This is a genomic window from Bradyrhizobium jicamae (assembly GCF_018130695.1).
GTDB lineage: Bacteria > Pseudomonadota > Alphaproteobacteria > Rhizobiales > Xanthobacteraceae > Bradyrhizobium > Bradyrhizobium jicamae_B.
In genome coordinates this window covers 78650-100907 of the sequence record NZ_JAFCJX010000029.1, presented here as the reverse complement: position 1 = coordinate 100907, position 22258 = coordinate 78650, and the positions used below count along the sequence as shown (strand labels likewise).

The following is a 22258-nucleotide window of genomic DNA, read 5'->3' as shown; positions in this document are numbered from 1 at the left end:
AGCTAACAGGCCCGGATGAGTCAATCAGAATACGGACTTTCTTGATTCATCAGCGGAATCAAAGGGATTCGAGCATGGATGTGCAACGTAAACTGGCGATCCTGGCGGATGCCGCGAAATACGACGCGTCCTGCGCCTCCTCCGGGACGGAGCAGCGGGACTCCAGCGACGGCAAGGGCCTCGGCTCGACCTCGGGCATGGGCATCTGCCACTCCTACGCGCCGGACGGACGCTGCATCTCGCTGTTGAAGGTGCTGCTGACCAATGCCTGCAATTACGATTGCCTCTATTGCGTCAACCGCGCCTCCTCCAACGTGCCGCGCGCCCGCTTCACCATCGACGAGATCGTCAAGCTGACGCTCGACTTCTACCGGCGCAACTACATCGAAGGCCTGTTCCTCTCTTCCGGCATCATCCGCAGCGCCGACTACACGATGGAGCAGGTCGTGAGCGTGGCGCGCAGCTTGCGCGAACAACATCACTTCCGCGGCTACATTCATCTGAAGACGATACCGGAGGCCGACGACGCGCTGATCGCGGAGGCCGGCAAATATGCCGACCGGCTCTCGATCAATATCGAGATGCCCGAGGAAGGCAGTCTCGCAAAGCTCGCACCGGAGAAGGACGTGCGCGCGATCCGCCGCACCATGGGGCGGCTGCGGCTGAAGCTCGACGAGGCGCAGGAGGCGAAGACCACAAAAGCCAAGCCGCAGCGCTTCGCGCCGGCCGGCCAGAGCACGCAGATGATCGTCGGCGCCGACAGCGCTGATGACAGCACGATCCTCAACACCAGCGCCAATCTCTACGGCGCCTACAAGCTCAAGCGCGTCTACTACTCCGCGTTCAGCCCGATCCCCGATGCCAGCCGCGCACTGCCGCTGATCGCGCCGCCCCTGGTGCGCGAGCATCGGCTCTATCAGGCCGACTGGCTGATGCGGTTCTACGGCTTCGACGTCGGCGAGATCGTCGATGGCGCAGCGCAAGGCATGCTGCCGCTCGACATCGATCCGAAGCTCGCCTGGGCGCTGCGCCATCGCGACCGCTTTCCGCTCGATGTGAACCGCGCCAGCCGCGAGGAATTGCTGCGCGTGCCGGGCTTCGGCACCAAGGCCGTCGACCGCATCATCGCCACGCGTCGCGTCACATCGATCCGATCGGCGGACCTGACGCGGCTGCACATTCCCAGGAACAAGGCGCTTCCGTTCATCGTTCTCAGTGATCACCGGCCGTCGGCGCGATTGCTCGATGAAGCGGGACTGGTGGAACGATTCAAGCCGAAAGCCACGCAATTGGGATTTGGGTTCTGATGCACATCATCACCCTCGACGGCGAAACCGATTTCGACGGCTGGCGCAAGGCGGCGCGGCTGATGGCGCTGAACGAGGTGAAGCCGGAAGACGTGACATGGACGGTGCGCGACGGCGAGCCGGAATTGTTCGCGGCGTCAGCGACCGATGAACTGCCCGATGTGCCGCAGGGCACGTTCAACGTCCCGAGTAAATTCGTCGAGCTGGCGAAGGCTGCGATCCTGCATCGCAACCCTGAAAGATTCGCCCTGCTCTATCGCCTGCTGTGGCGGCTGCGCGGCCATCACGATCTGCTCAACATCGCCACCGACGCCGATGTCGCCGAGATCATCGCGATGGCGCGCGCGGTGCATCGCGACGAGCACAAAATGCACGCCTTCGTTCGCTTCCGCGAGGTCGGCCGCGAGCACAAGGCGCATTTCGTCGCCTGGTTCGAGCCTGAGCATCACATCGTCGAGCTTGCCGCCCCGTTCTTCGCGCGGCGCTTTGCCGACATGCCCTGGTCGATCCTGACCCCCGACGTCTGCGCGCATTGGGACGGCCACGAGATCGCGATAACCCAAGGCGTGGCCAAGTCGGAGGCGCCGACGGAAGATCGGCTGGAGGAAACCTGGCGCAGCTACTACGCCGCGATCTTCAATCCGGCGCGGCTCAAGGTGAAGGCGATGCAGACGGAGATGCCGCGCAAATACTGGAGGAACCTGCCGGAGGCCTCGTTGATTAAACCGCTGATCGCGGACGCCGCGCGCACGACCAGCACGATGATTGAAAGCGAGGCGAGCGAACCGCACAAGCCGCAGAAGCAGGAACCAGCGCAGGATCCGTCGCTCCAGGATTTATCAATGGCCCGCAAGCCCGCGCATGACAGCATTGCCGCGCTCCGCGAGGAAGCCGCCAACTGCCGCGCCTGTCCGCTGTGGAAGGACGCGACACAGACCGTGTTCGGCGAAGGCCCGCAAAGCGCCACCGTGATGCTGGTCGGCGAGCAGCCCGGCGACAAGGAGGATCTCGCCGGCCATCCCTTCGTCGGTCCCGCCGGCCAGATGCTCGATCGCGCGCTGGAGGAAGCCGGCATCGACCGGGCCAAGGTCTACGTCACCAATGCGGTGAAGCATTTCAAATTCGTGCCACGCGGAAAAATCCGCCTGCACCAGAAGCCGAACACGCCGGAGATCCGCGCCTGCCGGCAATGGTACGAACGCGAGCTCGCCGCGATCGAGCCGGAGCTCGTCGTAGCGCTCGGCGCCACCGCCGCGCAGAGCGTGCTCGGCAAGGCGACGCCGATCAACAGGAACCGCGGCCATCTGATCGAGCATGACGGCGTCAAGGTGCTCGTCACCGTGCATCCGTCCTATCTGCTGCGATTGCCGGATGCGGACGCGAGGGCGCGTGAGTACGCGCGCTTCGTCGACGACCTCAAGCTCGCTGCAGGATGGCTGCGACGCGCGCACGCCGCGTGATCGTCGCACGCATCTTTCTCACCCTCATGGTGAGGAGCGCATGGCGCGTCTCCGGACGATGCTTCGCATCGCCGGGCGAACCATGAGGCCCCATCAGTGGCCTGCATCCTTCGAGACGCCCGCTTCGCGGGCTCCTCAGGATGAGGGGAGACGATGATGCAATAGGACCAGATCGCACTTCATCGCGACGCCGGCAAAGTTCCCGCAAGCTTACGGAACTCTGGAACTGCACGGGGCGTGAAAAAATCGAAAGCGCCTAGAATATACCTACAACCCTGAATTGACATGTGCTATAGTCGCTCCTCTCAGGCATTGGGCGTCATGTTCACGCCATGACGTACCCTGAGGTCGGCGCGCTGCGCGAATTGCTAGCCCCATTTGCGCGGCGCGCCACCTCTCTCTTGCCGTCCGCAACTTGCCCCTCATCTCGTCAGCAGCAGCACGCCGGCTGCCGGTTTTTCCCATTCACATCATTTTCCATCATCGTCAGCGGATTGCTGCGTCGCGTCGCTTGCATGCCGGCTGAGCTGTCGAACGCGAAGCGTCAACGATTCCAGCGAGGCACGCCGCGCTGACCAAGCATCACGCGCGTTATCTCCGCACGGCGATCACGCTCATGCTGCACATGCTCTGAATAACGTTGCGGGTGTCATCTAACCTTCAAGTCGGTCGGCGAAAATAGAGCCCTCATAGTATTTTCGACGGGGCGTCAGGAATGACCGATATCACACTCAATTCATCCATGGCCGAGGGAGCACCGGTCGAGCCGGCGTCGCGGCCTAATCTCGATAAGGGTTTTAACCCGCTCACCATGATCCTTTTCTTCGGCATCCTCGCCGCGGGCCTGCTCTATGTGGCCTACAGCATCTATGCCGACGTCGACGCGACCGGCACCCGCGTCACGTCCTACCTGCCCTACGTCCTGCTGATCGTTGCGCTCCTGATCGCGCTCGGCTTCGAGTTCGTCAACGGCTTCCATGACACCGCCAACGCGGTCGCGACCGTGATCTACACCCACTCGCTGCCGGCGGAATTCGCGGTGATGTGGTCAGGCCTGTTCAACTTCCTCGGCGTCTTGACCTCGACCGGCGCTGTGGCGTTCGGCATCGTCTCGCTGCTGCCGGTGGAATTGATCCTCCAGGTCGGCTCCACCGCCGGCTTCGCGATGGTGTTCGCGCTCTTGATCGCCGCGATCCTCTGGAATCTCGGCACCTGGTATTTCGGCCTGCCGGCCTCCTCCTCGCACACGCTGATCGGCTCGATCATCGGCGTCGGCGTTGCGAATGCGCTGATGCGCGGCCGCGACGGCACCTCGGGCGTGGATTGGGGCAAGGCCACCGAGATCGGCTATGCGCTGCTGCTGTCGCCACTGGTCGGCTTCATCTGCGCCGCCGGCTTGCTGCTGCTGCTCAAGGTGATCATCAAGAACCCGGCGCTGTACGCCGCGCCCGAGGGCACCAAGGCCCCGCCGCTCTGGATCCGCGGCCTCCTGATCCTAACCTGCACCGGCGTCAGTTTCGCGCACGGTTCGAACGACGGCCAGAAGGGCATGGGCCTGATCATGCTGATCCTGATCGGCACGGTGCCGACCGCTTACGCGCTGAACCGCGCCCTGCCGGAGAACCAGGTCGCCCAGTTCCAGAAGGTCTCGGAAGCCGCCTCCAAGGTGGTTGCCGCCAAGGGCGCCGGCCATTCGATCATCGGCGATCCCCGTCCTGCGGTGACGCAGTACATCACCTCCCACCACATCAGCGAAGGCACCTATCCCTCGCTGTCGGTGCTGGTGAAGGATGTCGGCGATCAGGTCGCCAAGTACGGCTCGCTGAACAAGGTGCCGGCGGAAGTGGTCGGCAACACCCGTAACGACATGTACCTGACCTCGGAAGCGATCCGCTTCCTGATGAAGGACAAGGAAAACGACCTCAACAAGGAAGAGATCGCGACCCTGAACGCGTACAAGGGCGGGCTCGACAGCGCCACGAAATTCATCCCGACCTGGGTGAAGGTTGCGATCGCGATCGCGCTTGGGCTGGGCACCATGGTCGGCTGGAAGCGCATCGTCGTCACCGTCGGCGAGAAGATCGGCAAGACCCACCTGACCTATGCGCAGGGCGCCTCCGCCGAGCTCGTCGCCGCCGCCACCATCGGCGCCGCCGACGTGTTCGGCCTGCCGGTCTCGACGACGCACGTGCTGTCGTCAGGTGTCGCAGGCACCATGGCCGCGAACGGATCAGGACTACAAGTCGCCACCATCAGGAACATGGTGATGGCCTGGGTGCTGACCCTGCCCGTCGCGATCCTGCTGTCGGGCACGCTGTATGTGATCTTCTCGAAGGTGTTCTGAGCTGCAAGCTGCGGTCGAAACCAGAGGGGCCCGCACCAAAGTGCGGGCCTTTTGCTTGAGCAATCAAGCCAACCCGTCATTGCGAGCGAAGCGAAGCAATCCATTCCTCCGCTTGCAGAAGCATGGATTGCTTCCCGTCCTCGTTAAGAAGAGGCGCAAGTTCCACGACACAGGTGCTTTCGGACCTAAGCAGACGTCAGCCGAGGGACTCTCCGAGCTGGATCGGTCGACAATGACCCAAAGCGGGTATAGGGCGCTCGGCCTGACCCACGTGAGTCCGTTCTCACTTCGACTAAGAGATTGTTGCTTTAGCTTTTCGGCGCGCCTCGTTGTGAAACTCATACCGGCATTTATCGCTACAGAAGCGAGACCCCGCCCGCTTCTTGTTGCGGGGGTCACGTTCTCCACCCTCAAGGAATGGCTTGCCACATTTGTTGCAGGTGCGCGAAGTCGTTCCCTGTGCCACCATTTGCGCCGCGTGATAAATCAGAGCAGCTCGAGTGGAACTCGGTTGAATATGCAGCCTAACCGGACGACTAGAAAGAAGGAGGTTGAGATGATCGTGAGGAGCGATCATTTGAGGAGGAAGATCGAATTCATTGAAGTTGCGCAGAGAAAAAATCAATTGGACCGTATCAGCGGCGGCAATCCAGTCACGCAGAGATTCGCAGGGAGTGACATTGGAATCGAACTCATCTCGGTCCGGGATGCCCTCTCCGACATTCAGCATTCCGATGCACCGGGCAATAGCGAGCACGTTTCTTTTGAGCGCAGATAGTTGGTCGGGATCGAAGTTTATCGGCTCAGTCCGAATTTTATCGAGTTCATATAATTCCCTCCGCCTCGATGTGGCTGACTTAAGCCTCTTCCGAATATCGCTCCACCTCACCTCTTGGGCTCTGCGCAACTCCGAAACTTTCGTTTGCAGTAAGAGTCCCACCGCATAATCTAGAACCTTGCGACTAGGCCTTAGTGACTTCGCGGCGCTAACCTGAAGAAGATATGGCGCATCTGGCGGCGCATCAAAATCAGACTCTAAAAACTCAGCTGCGCTGCCCCCATAAACCTCGGCCGCGAATGCGGCCATGTTGGTCTTTGCCGGCGGTTCATCGAACCGCCTGATTTCGTATTTGCCCACCCAACACTGAAAATCAAATAGTGGCTCAGGCATTTGAGTCGTCGCTGACACGGATTTTTCGCTACACGGATATTATTCGTTTACACGGATACTATTGCTTATTCGTATCATGAAATCGTATTCAATTCAACGGGGGCTGCGGCAACAAGGACTTCATCATGCGTGACTACACATTCGAACAATCTCTACGAACGGGAAAAGACCGCTCTCGCAATTGGCTCGTCAAGGAATGCATCTCCGAACATCCCAATGATGAGGCCGCGGCCCACGAAAGCCTCAAGGCCGAGAGCGAGCGAGGACACTGGACCATCTCTGAACGCTTTGCCCGAAGAGAAAAAACGCCGTCCTATATCGCGGAAAGGACGATGCGGCAAAAAGCCGGCACGTAGTGCCGCTGGCATAGCAACGAAGCAATCCCTAACTTGCGGCGCGATGGATTGCTTCGCTTCGCTCGCAATGACGGCCGCGGACGCAGCGCCCTCACGCCGCCATCGCGTTCTCGACGATCTTGATGAAATACGAGGTCCCGTAGACGATCGCCTCGTCGTTGAAATTGTAGGCGGGGTGGTGGAGACCGGCGCTGTCGCCGCAGAAGATGAAGGCGCCGGGGTGGGATTCCAGCATGTAGGAGAAATCCTCCGCGCCCATCAGCGGCGGCATCTCGTGGACGTTGCCGTGGCCGGCCATTGGCGCGGGCTTTTTGTTTGGCGGCGAAACACCAGACCGTTCACGCGGCGATCTCCCTCGCCAACTCAACGAGCAGGTCGCGCGCCCATTTGTGCAGGCCGGATTTGGCGGTCCGTGCGCTCCAGTGCATGTCGATCGGGATCGGGACCCGGAACGGCAGCGGTGCGACATGCAGGCTGCCGCGCATGGTGCGGGCCAGATAATGCGGAATCGTGGCCACGAGACGGCTGCCGGCGATGATGCGCTCCAGGCTGTCATGGCTGGGCAGGGTGACCGCCGGCTCCAGCACGATGTCACGGGCCTTGAGGACATCGAGGTAGAGCGGTTGCCACTCTCCGCTATGGGTGACGAAGACATGCTCCGCCCTGGCGTAGGCCGACAGCGTGATGCGGCCGCGCGCGAGCGGATTGGCCGGGTCCATGACGCAGACATAGTGGTCGGTGAGAATGTGTCGCCGGAAGATGCTGCCGCCGACGATGCCGACCGGTCCGAGCAGGATGTCGCACTGGTTCTGCTTGAGATGAACATCGCCATGGCCGCCGGCATCGAGCAGCAACAGACGCGCGCGCGGCGCCGTCGCGCGCAAGCGGGCACTGAACTGCGGGATCAGGATCTGCCGTTCGTGATGGTTGCAGGAAATCGCCACGGTGCCTTGCGCGGCGGCCGGATCGAACGCCGCGGGTGAGGCCAGCCCCTCGATCTCGCCGATCATCTCCCGCGCCCACCGCACCAGATCGTCGCACCGCTCGGTGGCGCTGACGCCGTTGCCCTGGCGGACGAACAGCGGATCGCGCAACGCGCCGCGCAACCGCTCGATGGCATAGCTGATGGTGGACTGGTTGACGTCGAGCCGCCTGGCGGCCGCGGAAAATGATTGCAGATCGTGGACCAGAACGAGCGTCCGCAAGCTTCCGATGTCGATCGGATCGATCGGCGAATTGACCGTCACGCATCACCTCCGGCTGGGGCGCCCGGCCCCAGCGTAGCACAAGGTCATGCATGAATTCGATAGGCTTGATCGGAGCCATCGAATTGAGCCATTTGGCATCCCCAGCTAGCCTCCTCAAAAATCGCTTCGGGGAGGACGACCATGACCGCGACCGTGCCTGTCGTCACGGATATCTCCTATCAGGACCTGCTCGACGATCCCTACCCGGCCTTCCGCCGCCTGCGCGACACGGCACCCGCGGTCTTCGTGGACGCTGCGAAGCTGACACTGGTGACGCGCTTCGACGACATCACGCGGATCGAGCGCGATCCCGCGACCTACTCGGCCGACAATCCCGCCTCGCTCGTCAACAAGGTGATGGGGCCGACTTTCATGCGCAAGGACGGCGCCGAACATGCGATCGGCCGCAAGGCGATCGAGCCGTCATTCAAGCCGACCACGATCAGGGAGCATTGGACGCCGCGCTTTGCCGAGATCTGCACCAATCTGGTCGAGTCCCTGATCGCGGTGGGAGAAGCGGATTTGTTCAGCGCACTGGCCGCGCCGATGGCCTCCCTGACCTTGATGGAGATGATCGGCTTCGACGAGATGCCGTGGCAGACGCTTGCCTACTGGTCGCAATCGCTCATCGACGGCGCGGGCAATTACGCAGGCGATGCCGAGATCGAGCGGAAAGCGATGCAGGCTGGTGCCGACATCGACGCCGCAATCGATGCGGTGCTCGACCGTCACCGCGCCAATCGCAATCCCTCGATCCTGTCGTCCATGGTTCATGCGGATCCGCCGATGCCGATCGAGGGCATCCGCGCCAACATCAAGGTCATCATCGGCGGCGGACTGAACGAGCCGCGCGACGCCATCCTCACGCTCGTCCTCGGCCTGCTGGCCAACCCGGCGCAAAGAGACCGCGTTCTGGCCGAGCCGGAGCTGTGGCCGGCCGCCTTCGAGGAGGCGGTGCGCTGGATTTCGCCGATCGGCATGTACCCGCGCCGCGTTACCCGCACCGTCGAGCTCTCCGGCGTGACGCTTCCGGAAGGCCTTCAGATCGGGCTCTGCGTCGGCGCCGCGAACCGCGACGACAATCGCTTTCCCGATCCCGACAGCTTCAACATCTTCAGGCCGAAGCAATCGCATCTGGCGTTCGGGTCAGGACCGCATTTCTGCGCCGGCACCTGGGTGTCGCGGCTCACCGTCGGCAGGATCGTGGTGCCGATGCTGTTTGAACGCCTTCGTAACCTGCGCCTGCGTGACGATGCGCCGCCGGTCGTGCTCGGCTGGGTGTTTCGCGGTCCGGTGTCGCTGCCGGTCAGATGGGATGCTTGAGCCGTAGTGACGGTTCAAGGGACTCGACTCACCCCGCTGGATCCGCAGAGCGGCTAACTTAGCCTGCGCGGATCGACCGATTCCAGATCAATCTCCACCATCGTCGCCTGCTCTTCGGACAAGCGCTTTTCGAGGTATTGCCGTTCAACCTCGCTCAATTTCGTTTCGAGTAGCCGCCGATATCGATCGATGTTGCACCTGTGTGCCCGCAGACGAGCGACTCCTTCCTCAGTCATCCTCATCCTCTCGACGGGCGTGACGTGGTCATGCAGATCGCCAGCTCAAACGGCTGCGTTCCGACGCGCGACGGAAATTCGAATCATCAGGAAAGCCTCCCCGCCGCCCCTCGGGCTGCCCGAAACTTCGACGCGCCAGCTATTGTCCTGCCACAACGGCCCGTCAGGTTCGTCGAGAATTTTTCTGGTCAGCTCGATTGCCGCTGCCTGCGCAGCGGTGATGTCGGGAAGCTCCAGCCCGATGTCATCGAGGATGGAGACGCCGTTGTGAACATGGAAGAAGTAGCGCGTCATTCGCGCGGCTCTCTCGAAAGGGCGGCAGCGGAGCGCGCGATCCCGGCCCCGACGTCGATGTGATCCGTTAATCAATAAAACGGAATTGGCGGCAGAGGGGTGCCTCTTTTGAAGGAGGGAGCATGACCTTAATGGGTAAGCCTTCTCATTCCCTCAAGCGTCGGGCTCATCGCGGGATGCCACCATGCGTCGGCGATTGCCCCCTCAATCGTCCGCCAATCGGTACAAAACCGCCTTGGTTGCAGTGCAACCATAGCTCGATCGCCTGTCATCGCAACTCTACAAGAGCAAAAGCCCGCACGAAAGTACGGGCCTTTTGCTTTGGGCAGACGTCGAGCCACATCCGTCATTGCGAGCGAAGCGAAGCAATCCATTCCTCAGCATGCTGAACCATGGATTGCTTCGTCGCTTCGCTCCTCGCAATGACGATCGAGGCAAAACGGCTCACGCCGCCATCGCGTTCTCGACGATCTTGATGAAATACGACGTCCCGTAGACGATCGCCTCGTCGTTGAAATTGTAGGCGGGGTGATGGAGGCCTGCGCTGTCGCCGTTGCCGCAGAAGATGAAGGCGCCGGGGCGGGATTCCAGCATGTAGGAGAAATCCTCTCCGCCCATCAGCGGCGGCATCTCGTGCACGTTGGCCTCGCCCGCAACCTCCCTGGCGATCCGGGTCGCGAACTGGGTCTGGGCGCCGTGGTTGACGGTGACGGGATAGCCGCGCTGGTAGTTCAGCGTGATCTTCGCGCCGGTGACCTGGGCAATGCCCGCGACCACCTCGCCGATCCGCTTCTCGACCAGCTGGCGAACCTCCGGCATCAGCGTGCGCACCGTGCCGCGCAATTCCGCGGTCTGCGGGATCACATTGCGGGCGTTGCCGGCATGGAATTCGCAAATCGAGATCACGGCCGAATCCAGCGGATCGACGCTGCGCGCGACGACCGACTGCAGCGCAGTAATGAGCTGCGCGCCGACCATCACGGAATCGATGCACTTGTGCGGCCGCGCGGCGTGGCCGCCGAGACCTTCGATGCTGATATTGACCTCGTCGGTCGCCGCCATGATCGGACCCGAGCGGATCGCGAAGGAGCCAATCGGAATACCGGGGCCGTTGTGCATGCCGTAGACCTGCTCGATGCCGAAGCGGTCCATCAGCCCGTCCTGGATCATGGCGCGGGCACCCGCGCCGCCCTCCTCGGCCGGCTGGAAGATCACGACCGCGGTGCCGGCGAAATTGCGGGTCTCGGCGAGGTAGCGGGCCGCACCGAGCAGCATCGCGGTGTGGCCGTCATGGCCGCAGGCGTGCATCTTGCCCGGCGTCTTGGAGGCGTAAGGCAGATTGGTCGCTTCCTGGATCGGCAGCGCGTCCATGTCGGCGCGGAGCCCGATGACCTTGACGTCGCCTTCGCCGGCCGGCTTCTTGCCCTTGATCACGCCGACCACCCCGGTCTTGCCCAAACCGGTCACGATCTCGTCGCAGCCGAACTCCTTGAGCCTGGCAGCCACGAATGATGCAGTGCGGTGCACGTCGTACAGCAGCTCGGGGTTTTCGTGGATGTCGCGGCGCCAGGCCTGGATATCGGGCTGCAGATCGGCGACGCGGTTGACGATGGGCATGGGAGTCCGGACCTCAAATGTTGGAACAATTGGCGCCTCTCTAGCATGCAAGGGCCGGTCCACCCAACTGGCCAAACGGAGCCCCCGCCCTGCCCCGGACGCAGGCTTGTCCCGCCGCCCCGCGTCTGACTAATAGGTCCCCGGAAGAGAAACGACCGGGACGAGGACATGCCGCGCAGGCTCGAGGGGGATTTCGACTATGTCGTCGTGGGCGCCGGCACGGCCGGCTGCATCATGGCCAACCGCCTGTCGGCCGATCCCAGAAAGCGGGTGCTGCTGCTGGAGGCCGGCGGCAACGACAACTGGATCTGGTTTCACATCCCGGTCGGCTACCTCTTTGCGATCGGCAATCCGCGTTCCGACTGGATGTTCAAGACCGAGGCCGAGCCCGGGCTGAACGGCCGCGCGCTGGCCTATCCGCGCGGCAAGGTGATCGGCGGCTCCTCGGCGATCAACGCCATGATCTCGATGCGCGGACAGGCCGCGGACTACGACCATTGGCGCCAGCTCGGACTGAAAGGCTGGAGCTACAGCGACGTGCTGCCGGTGTTTCGGCGGCTCGAGGATCACTTCCTCGGGGAAAGCGAGCATCACGGCACCGGCGGCGGCTGGCGCATCGAGGCGCCCAGGCTGTCATGGGAGGTGCTCGACGCGGTCGGCAATGCCGCCGAGGAGATGGGCATCAGGCGCATCCCGGATTTCAACACCGGCGACAACGAAGGCACCAGCTATTTCCACGTCAACCAGAAGCGCGGCCGGCGCTGGTCGTCGGCGCGCGGCTTCCTCAAGCCGGTGCTGAACCGCGGCAATCTGCGGCTCGAGACCCACGTGCTGGTCGACCGCCTGATCATCGAGAGCGGCCGCGCCGCCGGCGTGCGCTTCATCCAGGGCGGCGAGACCATCGAGGCGCGCACCAAGGGCGAGGTCATCCTGTGCGCCGGGTCGATCGGCTCGACCCAGGTGCTGCACCGTTCCGGCATCGGCCCGTCGGAATGGCTGTCGCCGCTCGGCATCGACATCGTGCTCGACCGCCAGGGCGTCGGGCAAAATCTGCAGGACCATTTGCAGCAGCGCGCGATCTACAAGGTGAGTGGCGTGCGCACGCTGAACGAGACCTATTACAATCTGTTCCGCCGCGGCCTGATGGGGCTCGACTACGCCTTCCGCCGCCGCGGGCCGCTGACCATGGCGCCGTCGCAGCTCGGCATCTTCACCCGCTCGGACGAACGGCGCGCGCGGGCCAACATCCAGTTCCATGTGCAGCCATTGTCACTGGATAAATTCGGCGATCCCCTGCATCGGTTCCCCGCCATCACCGTCAGCGCCTGCAACCTGCAGCCGACCTCGCGCGGCACCGTGCGCATCCGCTCGGCAGCGCCGGACGAGAAGCCGTCGATCGCGCCGAATTATCTGTCGACCGACGACGACCGCCAGGTCGCGGCCGATGCCATCAGGACCACGCGGCGGCTGATGAAGCAGAAGGCGCTGGAGAAATACCGCCCCGAGGAATTCCTGCCCGGCCCGTCCGTCGGCGACGACGATGCCTCGCTGGCGAAAGCCGCCGGCGACATCGGCACCACGATCTTCCACCCGGTCGGCACCGCCAAGATGGGCACCGCCAGCGACGCGATGGCTGTGGTCGACGAGCGCCTGCGCTTCTACGGCCTCGATGGCTTGCGCATTGCCGACGCCTCGGTGATGCCGACCATCACCTCGGGCAACACCAACACGCCGACCGCGATGATCGCCGAGAAGGGCGCGGCGATGATCCTGGAAGACGCGCGATAGGAATTTTGGACGTGACCGGCACCGACAGGATCCTGTTGTTCTCCTACGGCACGCTGCAGCTGGAAAGCGTGCAGCTCTCGTCGTTCGGCCGGAAGCTGACGGGCAATCACGATGCGATGCCGGGCTTCAAGAAGGCCATGGTCGAGATCACCGACGCGGACGTGCTCGCCAAGAGCGGCGAGCGGTTTCATCCGATCGTCAGCCCGAGCGATGATCCGAACGACAGCGTCGAGGGGATGGTGTTCGAGATCACCGCCGAGGAGCTCGCTGCGGCGGACCGGTATGAGGTCGCGGATTACAAGCGGGTCGAGGTGAAGCTGCGCTCGGGGCTGAAGGCGTGGGTTTATGTCAAGGCATAGTGTTCAATGGACCAGCGGCCGCGGCCCAGATATTGACGAACACCTATAGGTATATTACTATAATCGAGTGAATGATCTCCTCCGCATGATCAAGCCTGCCGTTTTTGTAGGCTCCAGCCAAAAGGAGCTTCGGGCATTTCCCGCTGCCGTGCGCAGCGAAATCGGACAGTCCCTCTTTGAGGCGCAACTCGGCGAACATCCGCACAACGCCAAGCCGCTGAAAGGCCTGAGCGGCGTTCTGGAGATCAGGGACAATTTTGACGGCGATGCCTACCGCGCCGTGTACACAATTCGTTTGGAAGGTGTTCTCTACGTGCTGCATGCGTTTCAGAAGAAATCCACACGCGGTATCGCAACGCCACAGAGGTATATGGATCTGATCCGTCAGCGCTTGCGCGACGCTGAGAGCATTCACAAGACGACGAACGGAGACCGGTGATGACCGCCAAGAAAAAACTCCCCGCCCATACCAAAGGGTCCCGCAACATCTTCGCCGATCTCGGTCTGCCCAACGCCGAGGAACATCAGTTGAAGGCCGCATTGGTCGTTCAACTCAAACGACTGATGGCAGAGCGGCGGTTGACCCAGACGGCGGCCGCCGAGCTCGTCGACATGAAGCAGCCCGATCTATCGAAGCTCCTTCGGGGTCACTTCAGGCTGGTGTCGGTGGAAAAACTGATGCGTATGCTGACCGCATTCGACCAGGACGTGGAGATCAGGTTAAAGCCGCATCGCAAGCGTGGCGAAGCAGGCCGTATTACGCTCGTTGCTGCATAGAGGCGCAAACTGCGGCAGATGGCATCCCCAAAGCGCGTCTTCGTTGGCGACGACAATGCGCGCATCGCGCTGGCGCGGTGGGGCGACGAGCGCTCGGGCAAACCACCGGCGCTGCTGCTGCACGGCACCGGCTTTGTCGCCGAGGTCTGGATCGACGTGGCCGAAGCGCTTGCTGCCGATTACACCGTCTATTCGGTCGATCGGCGCGGCCACGGCTTGAGCCACAAGCCGGCGGCCGACGGCTATCACTTCGCTGACTTCGCGGACGATCTCTGCATGGTGATCGAGCGGCTCGGTCTCCGCGGCATCTATGGCATCGGCCACAGCGCCGGCGCCACCGATCTGCTGCTGACGGCGAAGCTGATGCCAGACCGCTTCGCACGCCTGTTCGTGATGGAGCCGACGGTGATGGACCCGCGCGCGATGCGCGGCGGCGGTCTGAGCGATCAATCGACTTCCGCCGTGCAAGGTGTGTTACGGCGACGGGCCGAGTTCGAGAGCGCCGAAGACGCCTTCCGGCGCTATCGCATGGCGGCCGCGTTTGCGCCGTGGTCGGAGACGGCGCTGTGGGCCTACATCCGCCATGGCTTTGAAATGCTGTCGGACGGGCGCGTGCGGCTGCGCTGCACGCCGGAGATCGAGTCGGCGCTGCTCCTGCCGATCTTCCAGGCGATGGAGCAGGTCTACGCCGGCGACGCGCGCGGCAATCCGTTCAGCTGGCTCCTCGACATCACATGCCCGGTGCAGATCGCGACGACCGAGCAATCCTGGCCGATCTATCGCGAGATGGCCGCGCGTGCGGCGGCGCTGATCCCGCATGCCAGCGAGATCAGCTTTGCAGGTGTCGGCCACAGCGTGGTGCAGGAACTGCCGGAGCGCGTGCTGAGCGCGATCTGGGCATTCGCGACGGACGACCAGCGCGCGGCGCCTTAAGTTGCAGCATGGTAACTTTCAACGGCCAAGAGTTGCGATAGTATCCGCGGATTCGGGGATCGTGGGCATAACATGCGTCAGGCTTTGGCGATTGTTGCGATGGTGGTCTCGATGCTGATGCACAGCGCTCACGCCCAGCCGCTCACCGTCGATCCGGAATCGATCGTTCCCCTGCCCGGCAAGTTCGATATGGAGGCCCCGGCGCCCGACGTGCCGCCGGAGATGGCCCGCTTCTCCGGCGCATGGATCGGCACGTGGCACGACGACCGGCATATCCTGGTGGTCGAGCGCATCACGCGCGACGGCCATGCCAATGTGGTGTTCGCGCAATCGGACTCGGCCCTCTACGGCTCGAACCGCGAATGGTGGCGCGACACGGCCGAGATCGTCGACGGCGTGCTGACCATGACCGGCTTCCGCATCTTCCGCTACGCCTTCGACGGACCGGACCGGTTGTACCTGACCGCGACCATGAAGAACGGCGCGGTCACCTCGGGACTGCTGGTGCGCGCCGATCCGGCGCGCCTGGCCGCGGGTGAGCGGCCGGCCGCATGGCCGTGGCCCGGTGAGCATGTCTCCGTTCCGCATCTGAAAGTCCGCACGCCCGACGGCACGCGGCCGATCATGCTCGAAGGAACGTTCTATCCGCCTGATGGCACGGCTCCTGCGCCGCTTGCGATCTTCACCCATGGCTCCGACGTCGGAAAGAACCAGCTGCGCAGCTGGTCGTTCTCGACCGAAGCGCGCTGGCTGCGCGACAATGGCTTTGCCGTGCTGGTGCTGATGCGGCGGGGGCGCGGGACCTCCGAGGGCATCAATGGCGAGGAGGATTTCGGGCGCGACCACGACGGCGGCCTCAATGATGTCTCGGCTGGCGTCGCGGAAGCCGTCGATGATCTCGACTCCGCGATTGCCTTTGGCCGCACGCTGCCCGGCGTGAAGCCTGGCCCGGTGCTGCTCGCCGGCCAGTCACGCGGCGGCTTTCTCGCCATGCATTATGCCGGCCTCAAGCCGAATGAGGTGATGGGCGTGGTGAACTTCGTCGGCGGCTGGTACCCGTACGGTCCGGTGACGACGTCGTATTACGCCAATGCCGGCCGTGGTGCGGCGGACAAGGTCCCGCAGCTCTGGCTTTATGCCGATAACGACCGCCTCTACCCGGAAGCGCTGATCCGCGAATACCATCAGGCCTTCACCGCCGCCGGCGGCAGCGTCCGCTTCGAACTGCTGCACGGCGTTCCCGGCGACGGCCACCTGTTGCGGCTCTATCCCGAACGCTGGCGAGCGATCGGTGATGCGTTTCTGGGGGCGCTCAGGCACTGACGTGCACCGTAGCAGTCTTACTACCACCTTTGCCCCCTCCGCCTACTCGGATTGGGTAGTTCATCCAACGAACCCGGATTGCGACTATGCGGCGCAATTGAGTGGTCGCGTTGTTGGCGCGGCACTGATTCCTGTCAAAGCCAGAGATAGGCGCACCGAGCTCGCGAAAGCTGATCGCGACTTGAGCTCCTCAAGCTGTCATCCAATTCGCAGTACAATCAAGGGAGGAAGCAATGGCAAGTGCATATTCAGTTCTGTCGATTTCCTCTGTTGCTGCCGTTCTCATGGCTGACCCTGTCCAGGCTCAAGGCATTCCCCAGGAAGGCCCCGTCTCCGTCATCTTCACTGCCACGCCCATTCCAGCTCCCAAGCCAATGCCAATCGGCGGCGGCAAGGAATTTGCTCACATAAATCAGGCCATGGCAGCCTCAAACGAGTCGGGAAACCCTGTACTCCACAACATGGGTGGACGCTGCCAGCTGAGCCGCCTTACGGATCCGTCGGCCAAGACCGCGGAAATTCACGGTTTCTGCACTTACGTCGACAAGGACGGCGATCAAACGTTCGAGCAATGCGACTGGATGCCCGGGGGACCGAACAGTTGCAAGATAACCGGTGGAACCGGCAAATTCGAAGGCCTTCAAGCCGAACTCGTCGTCACCATCGCTCCTCTCAAGAGCAATTTCGATGGCATCGGTCAGGTCATTGGCTACAAGAAGGGGACATACAAGTTCGTCAAGACGAACTGATGCATCCTCTTCCTCGCAATGAATGATCTGCTCCTGTAGCCCGGATTCCGCTGCGCGCCATCCGGGCTACGGCACTTCCCGCGCTCGCTCACGAAATCGTCATCACCCCCGCCTGGATTGCCCCTCACTGCGGGAATAACCGCCTGCCCCCTCCGATCATGGACCCCGGAAGCCCAATTCCGGGCCCTCTCGGAGATTTGCCATGAGCGCGTTCGACCACGACCACGATGAAGGAAGCGGCGTCAGCCGACGCAAGGTGCTGGAGTGCATGACCTGGGCCGGCACCGGCGTGCTCTGGACCATCACCGGTGGCGTGCCGCGCTCGCTCGGCCTGGTCGGCTCGGCGGAGGCCGCCGAGGCCAGCAAGGCCATGACCTTCATGCAGATCAGCGACAGCCATGTCGGCTTCGACAAGCCGGCCAATCCCAACGCGCTCGGAACGCTGGAAGAGGCGGTGGGCAAGATCAACGCGATGCCGGCAAAACCCTCCTTCATGATCCACACCGGCGACATCACGCATCTGTCGAAGGCCAAGGAGTTCGACGATGCCGACCGCATCATCTCCCAGACCAAGCTCGACGTGCATTACGTGCCGGGCGAGCACGATTTCATCGACGAGGAAGTCAAGCTCTACAAGGAGCGTTACGGCAAGGGCACCAGGGGCGCCGGCTACTATTCCTTCGACGCCGGCGGCGTGCATTTCGTCGGCCTCGTCAACGTCGTCGACCTCAAGGCCGGCGGCCTCGGCAATCTCGGCAATGACCAACTCGAATGGCTGGAGAACGATCTCAAGGGCCGCTCGAAGTCGACGCCGATCGTGCTGTTCGCGCACATCCCGCTCTGGACGGTGTATCCGACCTGGGGCTGGGGTACCGAGGACGGCGCCCGCGCGCTCGATTACGTCAAGGGCTTCGGCTCGGTCACCGTGCTGAACGGCCACATCCACCAGGTGATGCAGAAGGTCGAGGGCAACGTCACCTTCCACACCGCACGCTCCACTGCGTTTCCGCAGCCGGCACCGGGGGCTGCGCCCTCGCCCGGCCCGATGAAGGTCGAGGACAGCAAGCTGCGCAGCATGCTCGGCGTCGCCACCGTCAACTTCAAGCAGGTCAACTCGCCGCTGGCGATCGTCGACACGCCGCTGCAGGGCTAAGGGACATACGACCGATGAGTTCGATCAATCGACGCGACTTCGGCATCGCCGTGGTCGCAACCATGCTGCTGCCCGTCACCATGGCACGCGCCGAGGACTCCGAGGCAAAGGACCTGGAAGTCCACATCGACAATTTCGTGTTCGAGCCCGCGCAGCTTGCCGTGAAGGCCGGCACCTCGGTGACCTGGATGAACCGCGACGACATCCCGCACACCGTGGTGTGCGCAGGCAAGTTCAGGTCCAAGACGCTCGATACCGACGACAAGTTCACCTTCACCTTCACGGCGGCCGGCGAATACAAGTATTTTTGTTCGCTGCATCCGCACATGCAGGGCACAATCAAGGTTGAGTAACGTGCCAAACCAAGGCATCACAACCCTGCCCGGCCGGTGGGTTTCCGCCGCCGGCCGGGCCCGACCTGTTTCCGGACCTGCCGGGAAGGACACGATGGTTGCCAAAGCGTCGGACGATGATCCCGAAAAGGCGCGGCGCTTTCGCGAGGCGGCGCTGCCCTACCTCGACGATGCCTACACGCTCGCGCGATTCCTGCTGCGTGATGCGGCCGACGCCGAGGACGCGGTGCAGGAGTGCTATCTGCGCGCCTACAAGCATTTCGACAGCTATCGCGGGCCGGCGATGAAGCCGTGGCTGTTCGCGATCCTGCGCAACGTCTGCCGCGCCGAATATGCCCGCCGCAAGACCGCGCCGGTCACCGCGGTCGACGACAAGCCGGAGACCGTCGAGCAGACACCGATGTGGAACGAGGCGCCGGAGACGCCGGAGTCGCATCTGATGCGCCGCTTCGACGGCGACACCGTGCGCAAGCTGATCGCAGCGCTCGCCGAACCGTTCCGCGAGACCTTCGTGCTGCGGGAGATCCAGAACCTTTCTTACCGCGAGATCGCCGATGTCGCCGCGGTGCCTGTCGGCACCGTGATGTCGCGGCTCGCACGCGCCCGCGCCATGCTGCGATCGGCCTGGCTTGCGGAACAGGAGCACGTGAAATGAACTGCGAGGAAGCGGAAGTGCTGCTTCATGCGCTGCTCGACGGTGAGCTCGACGCCGGCCATGCGCGCGAGGTCGAGGCCCACGTCGCCGGATGCGCGCATTGCGCCGCGCTGATGAAGGACTATCGCGAGATGAGCGCGGCGCTGGCGGACGCCAATCTGCACTACAAGGCGCCCCTCGAGCTGCGCAAGCGGATCGAGAAGTCGCTGCCCCAGCCGGTCGCCACGCCGAGCCGCCGCTCGCTGCTGCGCGGCTTTGCGATGGGCTCGGCGGTGTCGGCGATGGCGGCCACCGGCCTGATCGCGGTCGTGCTGCGCAATGACGACACGCAGCGCATCCAGTCGGAAGTGGTGTCGGCGCATCTGCGCTCGCTGCAGGCCGGCCACCTCACCGACGTGATCTCGACCGACCAGCACACGGTGAAGCCGTGGTTCAACGGCAAGCTCGACGTCTCGCCGCCGGTGATCGATCTCACCTCGCAAGGTTTCACGCTAATCGGCGGCCGGCTCGACTATGTCGACACCCGCGCCATCGGCGCCGTCGTCTACAAGCGCCGCCAGCACGTGATCAATCTGTTCGTGGCGCAGACCGCCAGCACCGAGCGTCAGGCCGCCAAGATCTCGACGCTGCAGGGCTTCAACATCCGCCGCTGGAGCGACCACGGCATGAACTACTGGGCCGTCAGCGATCTCGGCGCCGACGAGCTCTCGGAGTTCGGCGACAAGTTCGAAACCGCGATGAAGGCGAACAAGGAAGGGTGAGCTTGTAGGGCGGATTAGCCGAAGGCGTAATCCGCCGACCGATATCGCCGGGAAAGATGGCGGATTACGCTTCGCTAATCCGCCCTACGAATCCCGCGGACGGCTATGGCACTTATTCCTGCGGCGGAAAGCGGTCGAACGTCGGCAGTTCGTGCGCGCGTTCCATCCAGCGCAGCCGTTCGGCGACCTGCATATGCACCGTCGGCGGCACCGCATCGGGATCGTCGCAGGTTGCGCTCTGAACGTCGATGACGCCGGGAGTCATGTCCGCATTGGTGTAGAACAGGCCGGTGCCGCAGTCGGCGCAGAAGTGGCGGCGGCCATGCTCTGACGATGCGTAGACCTTCGGTGTTCCCTTCAACACCTGGACCGCCTTTTCAGGATACATCGACCAGCCGACCATCGGCGCGCCGGCATGGCGTCGGCAGTCCACGCAATGACACAACGCGTGGACCAGCGGTTCCCCTTCGACTTGATAGCGGATAGCACCGCAGTGGCAGCGGCCGGTGACATTGGTCATGTTGAACTCCCGTCGCCGCGCGTGCGCAGCCCCTCGTGCAGGCGGATCGATCGGGTCGGGACCTAATGATGGCGAAGCGTCATCGCCATGCGCCCTACTGTCGCGCGGTTACGCCGACTTCCTGACCGCGTTGTCGACCAGCGTCTTGCCGAGCGACCAGATTGCGCCGGGGACCTTGTGGCTGCCGGCGATGACGTCGTCGAACGACTTGGCGATCCAGCGGCAATCCTCTTCGGAGATCACGAGCGGCGGCAGCAGCTTGATGGTGTGGCTGCCGTGGCCGGCGACTTGCGTCAGGATCTTGTGGTCCTTGAACAGCGGCACGGTGATGAGCTGGCAGAACAGGCCCTTGTTGGCGGTCTCCAGCAGATTCCACGAGGCCTTCAGCTTGAGCGATTTCGGCGGGCCGAACTCGACGCCGATCATCAGGCCCTTGCCGCGGACTTCCTTCATCAGCTCGTAGCCGGGCACCATGCCTTGCAGCGCGAGGCGCAGCTCGGCGCCGCGCTTGGCGGCGTTCTCGACCAGCTTCTCCGCCTTCATGACTTCGAGCGTCGCAATGCCCGCGGCCATCGCCAGATCGTTTTTCGCAAAAGTCGAGCCGTGCACGACCGCGCGGTCCATCTGGTTGAAGATCTTGTCGAAGATGTTCTTGCGCGTCAGCAGCGCGCCGATCGGCACATGTCCGCCGGACAGCGCCTTGGCCAGCAGCACCATGTCGGGCTCGATGTTCCAGTGCTCGATCGCAAGGAATTTTCCGGTGCGGCCGAGGCCGGTCTGGATCTCGTCGGCGATGAACAGCGTGCCGTATTTGCGGCACAGCGCCAGCGCGGCGGGCAGGAATTCGTCGCTGGGCATGTTGACGCCCTTGCCCTGGATCGGCTCGACGATGAACGCGCCGACCTGGCGCGACGACAAAGCTTTTTCGAGGGCTGCGAGATCGTTGAACGGAATCGGGGTGCAGCCCGGCAGCAGCGGTTCGAAGCCGCCGCGGAAATTGCTGTCATCCGTCAGCGACAGCGCGCCATAGGAGAGCCCGTGGAACGAATGGCCGCAGTACACGATGCCGGGACGCCCGGTCGCGCCACGCGCGAACTTGATCGCGGCTTCGACGGTTTCGGCGCCGGAATTGGCGAAAAACACCTTGTCCAGATATGGAACATGTTCCAAAAGGCGTTCCGCCAGCACGCCGGCGAGCGTCGAGACGTCGAGTTGCACCAGATTGGGCAGATCGGCGTCGAGCACGCTCTTCAGCGCGGTGCGCAGGGTCGGATGGTTGCGGCCAATCGCAAAAACGCCAAATCCGCTGAGTAGATCGAGATACCGAGCCCCCTGACGATCGTAGAGATAGGCCCCTTGCCCCTTCTGGAAACCGACGTCGTAGCCGATGGTCTTGAGAACGCGAACGAGCTGTTCGTTGAGATGACGCGTGTGCATGGCACCGCGCTGTCCCTCACGCTCTGCGAAAATCTCGGAAACGTCAAAATTGGAACTTAGCATTCGCTACATACGTCGTTTGATGGCCATTTCGT

General features: G+C 63.1%; 23 protein-coding genes and 1 pseudogene. 16 read left to right on the top strand and 8 right to left on the bottom strand.

Annotated elements, in window-relative coordinates:
* Nucleotides 1-74 precede the first annotated feature (74 nt).
* The 3 genes from JQ604_RS32770 (at nucleotide 75) to JQ604_RS32760 (ending at nucleotide 5111) form a co-directional block, all read left to right on the top strand.
* Nucleotides 75-1307: a putative DNA modification/repair radical SAM protein gene (locus tag JQ604_RS32770; protein ID WP_212364847.1), complete on the top strand. Its 1233-nt coding sequence runs from the start codon at nucleotides 75-77 to the stop codon at nucleotides 1305-1307.
* Nucleotides 1307-2767 carry a UdgX family uracil-DNA binding protein gene (locus JQ604_RS32765; RefSeq protein ID WP_212364846.1) on the top strand — a complete coding sequence of 487 codons (1461 nt, stop codon included), beginning with the start codon at nucleotides 1307-1309 and terminating at the stop codon, nucleotides 2765-2767. The genes JQ604_RS32770 and JQ604_RS32765 overlap by 1 nt, the downstream gene beginning before the upstream one ends.
* 715 nt (nucleotides 2768-3482) lie before the next feature.
* On the top strand, nucleotides 3483-5111 hold the full coding sequence (locus JQ604_RS32760; protein WP_212364845.1) for an inorganic phosphate transporter: 1629 nt from the start codon (nucleotides 3483-3485) through the stop codon (nucleotides 5109-5111).
* Between the two features lie 292 nt (nucleotides 5112-5403).
* Here JQ604_RS32760 and JQ604_RS32755 read toward each other — a convergent pair whose 3' ends face one another.
* Nucleotides 5404-6300 (bottom strand): hypothetical protein, encoded by an 897-nt coding sequence (locus JQ604_RS32755; protein ID WP_212364844.1) that lies wholly within the window; start codon nucleotides 6298-6300, stop codon nucleotides 5404-5406.
* A 107-nt stretch (nucleotides 6301-6407) separates the two neighbouring features.
* Between JQ604_RS32755 and JQ604_RS32750 the strand changes: the two genes are divergently transcribed.
* Nucleotides 6408-6638: a hypothetical protein gene (locus JQ604_RS32750; protein ID WP_212364843.1), complete on the top strand. Its 231-nt coding sequence runs from the start codon at nucleotides 6408-6410 to the stop codon at nucleotides 6636-6638.
* A gap of 91 nt (nucleotides 6639-6729) precedes the next feature.
* Here JQ604_RS32750 and JQ604_RS32745 read toward each other — a convergent pair.
* A pseudogene (locus JQ604_RS32745) lies at nucleotides 6730-6936 on the bottom strand (M20/M25/M40 family metallo-hydrolase); the annotation flags it as partial.
* Between the two features lie 40 nt (nucleotides 6937-6976).
* Nucleotides 6977-7885, bottom strand: a complete 909-nt coding sequence (locus JQ604_RS32740) for a LysR family transcriptional regulator (RefSeq protein WP_212364842.1) — start codon at nucleotides 7883-7885, stop codon at nucleotides 6977-6979.
* Between the two features lie 141 nt (nucleotides 7886-8026).
* Here JQ604_RS32740 and JQ604_RS32735 point away from each other — a divergent pair, with 141 nt between their 5' ends.
* Nucleotides 8027-9208, top strand: a complete 1182-nt coding sequence (locus JQ604_RS32735; RefSeq protein ID WP_212364841.1) for a cytochrome P450 — start codon at nucleotides 8027-8029, stop codon at nucleotides 9206-9208.
* A gap of 53 nt (nucleotides 9209-9261) precedes the next feature.
* Here the strand turns inward: JQ604_RS32735 and JQ604_RS32730 are convergent, their stop codons facing one another.
* The 3 genes from JQ604_RS32730 to JQ604_RS32720 form a co-directional block, all read right to left on the bottom strand.
* The gene (locus JQ604_RS32730; protein ID WP_212364840.1) at nucleotides 9262-9444 is read right to left on the bottom strand and encodes a hypothetical protein; all 183 of its coding nucleotides are present in this window, start codon (nucleotides 9442-9444) and stop codon (nucleotides 9262-9264) included.
* A 45-nt stretch (nucleotides 9445-9489) separates the two neighbouring features.
* Nucleotides 9490-9738 (bottom strand): DUF6894 family protein, encoded by a 249-nt coding sequence (locus tag JQ604_RS32725; RefSeq protein ID WP_212364839.1) that lies wholly within the window; start codon nucleotides 9736-9738, stop codon nucleotides 9490-9492.
* 444 nt (nucleotides 9739-10182) lie between these two features.
* On the bottom strand, nucleotides 10183-11355 hold the full coding sequence (locus JQ604_RS32720; protein WP_212364838.1) for a M20 aminoacylase family protein: 1173 nt from the start codon (nucleotides 11353-11355) through the stop codon (nucleotides 10183-10185).
* A gap of 168 nt (nucleotides 11356-11523) precedes the next feature.
* On the opposite strand from JQ604_RS32720, the gene JQ604_RS32715 reads away from it, so the two are divergent.
* The 11 genes from JQ604_RS32715 (at nucleotide 11524) to JQ604_RS32665 (ending at nucleotide 20206) form a co-directional block, all read left to right on the top strand.
* On the top strand, nucleotides 11524-13143 hold the full coding sequence (locus tag JQ604_RS32715; protein WP_212364837.1) for a GMC family oxidoreductase: 1620 nt from the start codon (nucleotides 11524-11526) through the stop codon (nucleotides 13141-13143).
* Between the two features lie 11 nt (nucleotides 13144-13154).
* Nucleotides 13155-13502, top strand: coding sequence for a gamma-glutamylcyclotransferase family protein (locus JQ604_RS32710; RefSeq protein WP_212364836.1), 348 nt, complete (start codon nucleotides 13155-13157; stop codon nucleotides 13500-13502).
* Between the two features lie 85 nt (nucleotides 13503-13587).
* Entirely contained in the window at nucleotides 13588-13941 is a 354-nt protein-coding gene (locus JQ604_RS32705; protein WP_249158986.1) for a type II toxin-antitoxin system RelE/ParE family toxin, read from the top strand.
* Complete coding sequence (locus JQ604_RS32700; protein WP_212364834.1) at nucleotides 13941-14279, top strand: helix-turn-helix domain-containing protein; 339 nt, start codon at nucleotides 13941-13943, stop codon at nucleotides 14277-14279. Before JQ604_RS32705 ends, JQ604_RS32700 begins: the two co-directional genes overlap by 1 nt.
* A gap of 18 nt (nucleotides 14280-14297) precedes the next feature.
* Nucleotides 14298-15212, top strand: a complete 915-nt coding sequence (locus JQ604_RS32695; RefSeq protein ID WP_212364833.1) for an alpha/beta fold hydrolase — start codon at nucleotides 14298-14300, stop codon at nucleotides 15210-15212.
* Between the two features lie 72 nt (nucleotides 15213-15284).
* The gene (locus JQ604_RS32690) at nucleotides 15285-16535 is read left to right on the top strand and encodes an alpha/beta hydrolase family protein (protein WP_212364832.1); all 1251 of its coding nucleotides are present in this window, start codon (nucleotides 15285-15287) and stop codon (nucleotides 16533-16535) included.
* 233 nt (nucleotides 16536-16768) lie between these two features.
* Nucleotides 16769-17284: a hypothetical protein gene (locus JQ604_RS32685; RefSeq protein ID WP_212364831.1), complete on the top strand. Its 516-nt coding sequence runs from the start codon at nucleotides 16769-16771 to the stop codon at nucleotides 17282-17284.
* Nucleotides 17285-17486: 202 nt separating this feature from the next.
* Entirely contained in the window at nucleotides 17487-18437 is a 951-nt protein-coding gene (locus JQ604_RS32680; RefSeq protein ID WP_212364830.1) for a metallophosphoesterase family protein, read from the top strand.
* A 14-nt stretch (nucleotides 18438-18451) separates the two neighbouring features.
* Nucleotides 18452-18790, top strand: a complete 339-nt coding sequence (locus JQ604_RS32675) for a cupredoxin domain-containing protein (protein WP_212364829.1) — start codon at nucleotides 18452-18454, stop codon at nucleotides 18788-18790.
* A gap of 94 nt (nucleotides 18791-18884) precedes the next feature.
* A complete protein-coding gene (locus tag JQ604_RS32670; RefSeq protein ID WP_212364828.1) occupies nucleotides 18885-19445 on the top strand; it encodes a sigma-70 family RNA polymerase sigma factor in 561 nt (186 codons plus the stop codon).
* A complete protein-coding gene (locus JQ604_RS32665) occupies nucleotides 19442-20206 on the top strand; it encodes an anti-sigma factor family protein (RefSeq protein ID WP_212364827.1) in 765 nt (254 codons plus the stop codon). Before JQ604_RS32670 ends, JQ604_RS32665 begins: the two co-directional genes overlap by 4 nt.
* A gap of 112 nt (nucleotides 20207-20318) precedes the next feature.
* Here JQ604_RS32665 and JQ604_RS32660 read toward each other — a convergent pair whose 3' ends face one another.
* Together JQ604_RS32660 and hpnO are read right to left on the bottom strand one after the other, a co-directional pair.
* Nucleotides 20319-20726: a GFA family protein gene (locus JQ604_RS32660; RefSeq protein WP_212364826.1), complete on the bottom strand. Its 408-nt coding sequence runs from the start codon at nucleotides 20724-20726 to the stop codon at nucleotides 20319-20321.
* Nucleotides 20727-20834: 108 nt separating this feature from the next.
* Complete coding sequence (gene hpnO, locus JQ604_RS32655; RefSeq protein WP_212364825.1) at nucleotides 20835-22226, bottom strand: aminobacteriohopanetriol synthase HpnO; 1392 nt, start codon at nucleotides 22224-22226, stop codon at nucleotides 20835-20837.
* Nucleotides 22227-22258 lie beyond the last annotated feature (32 nt).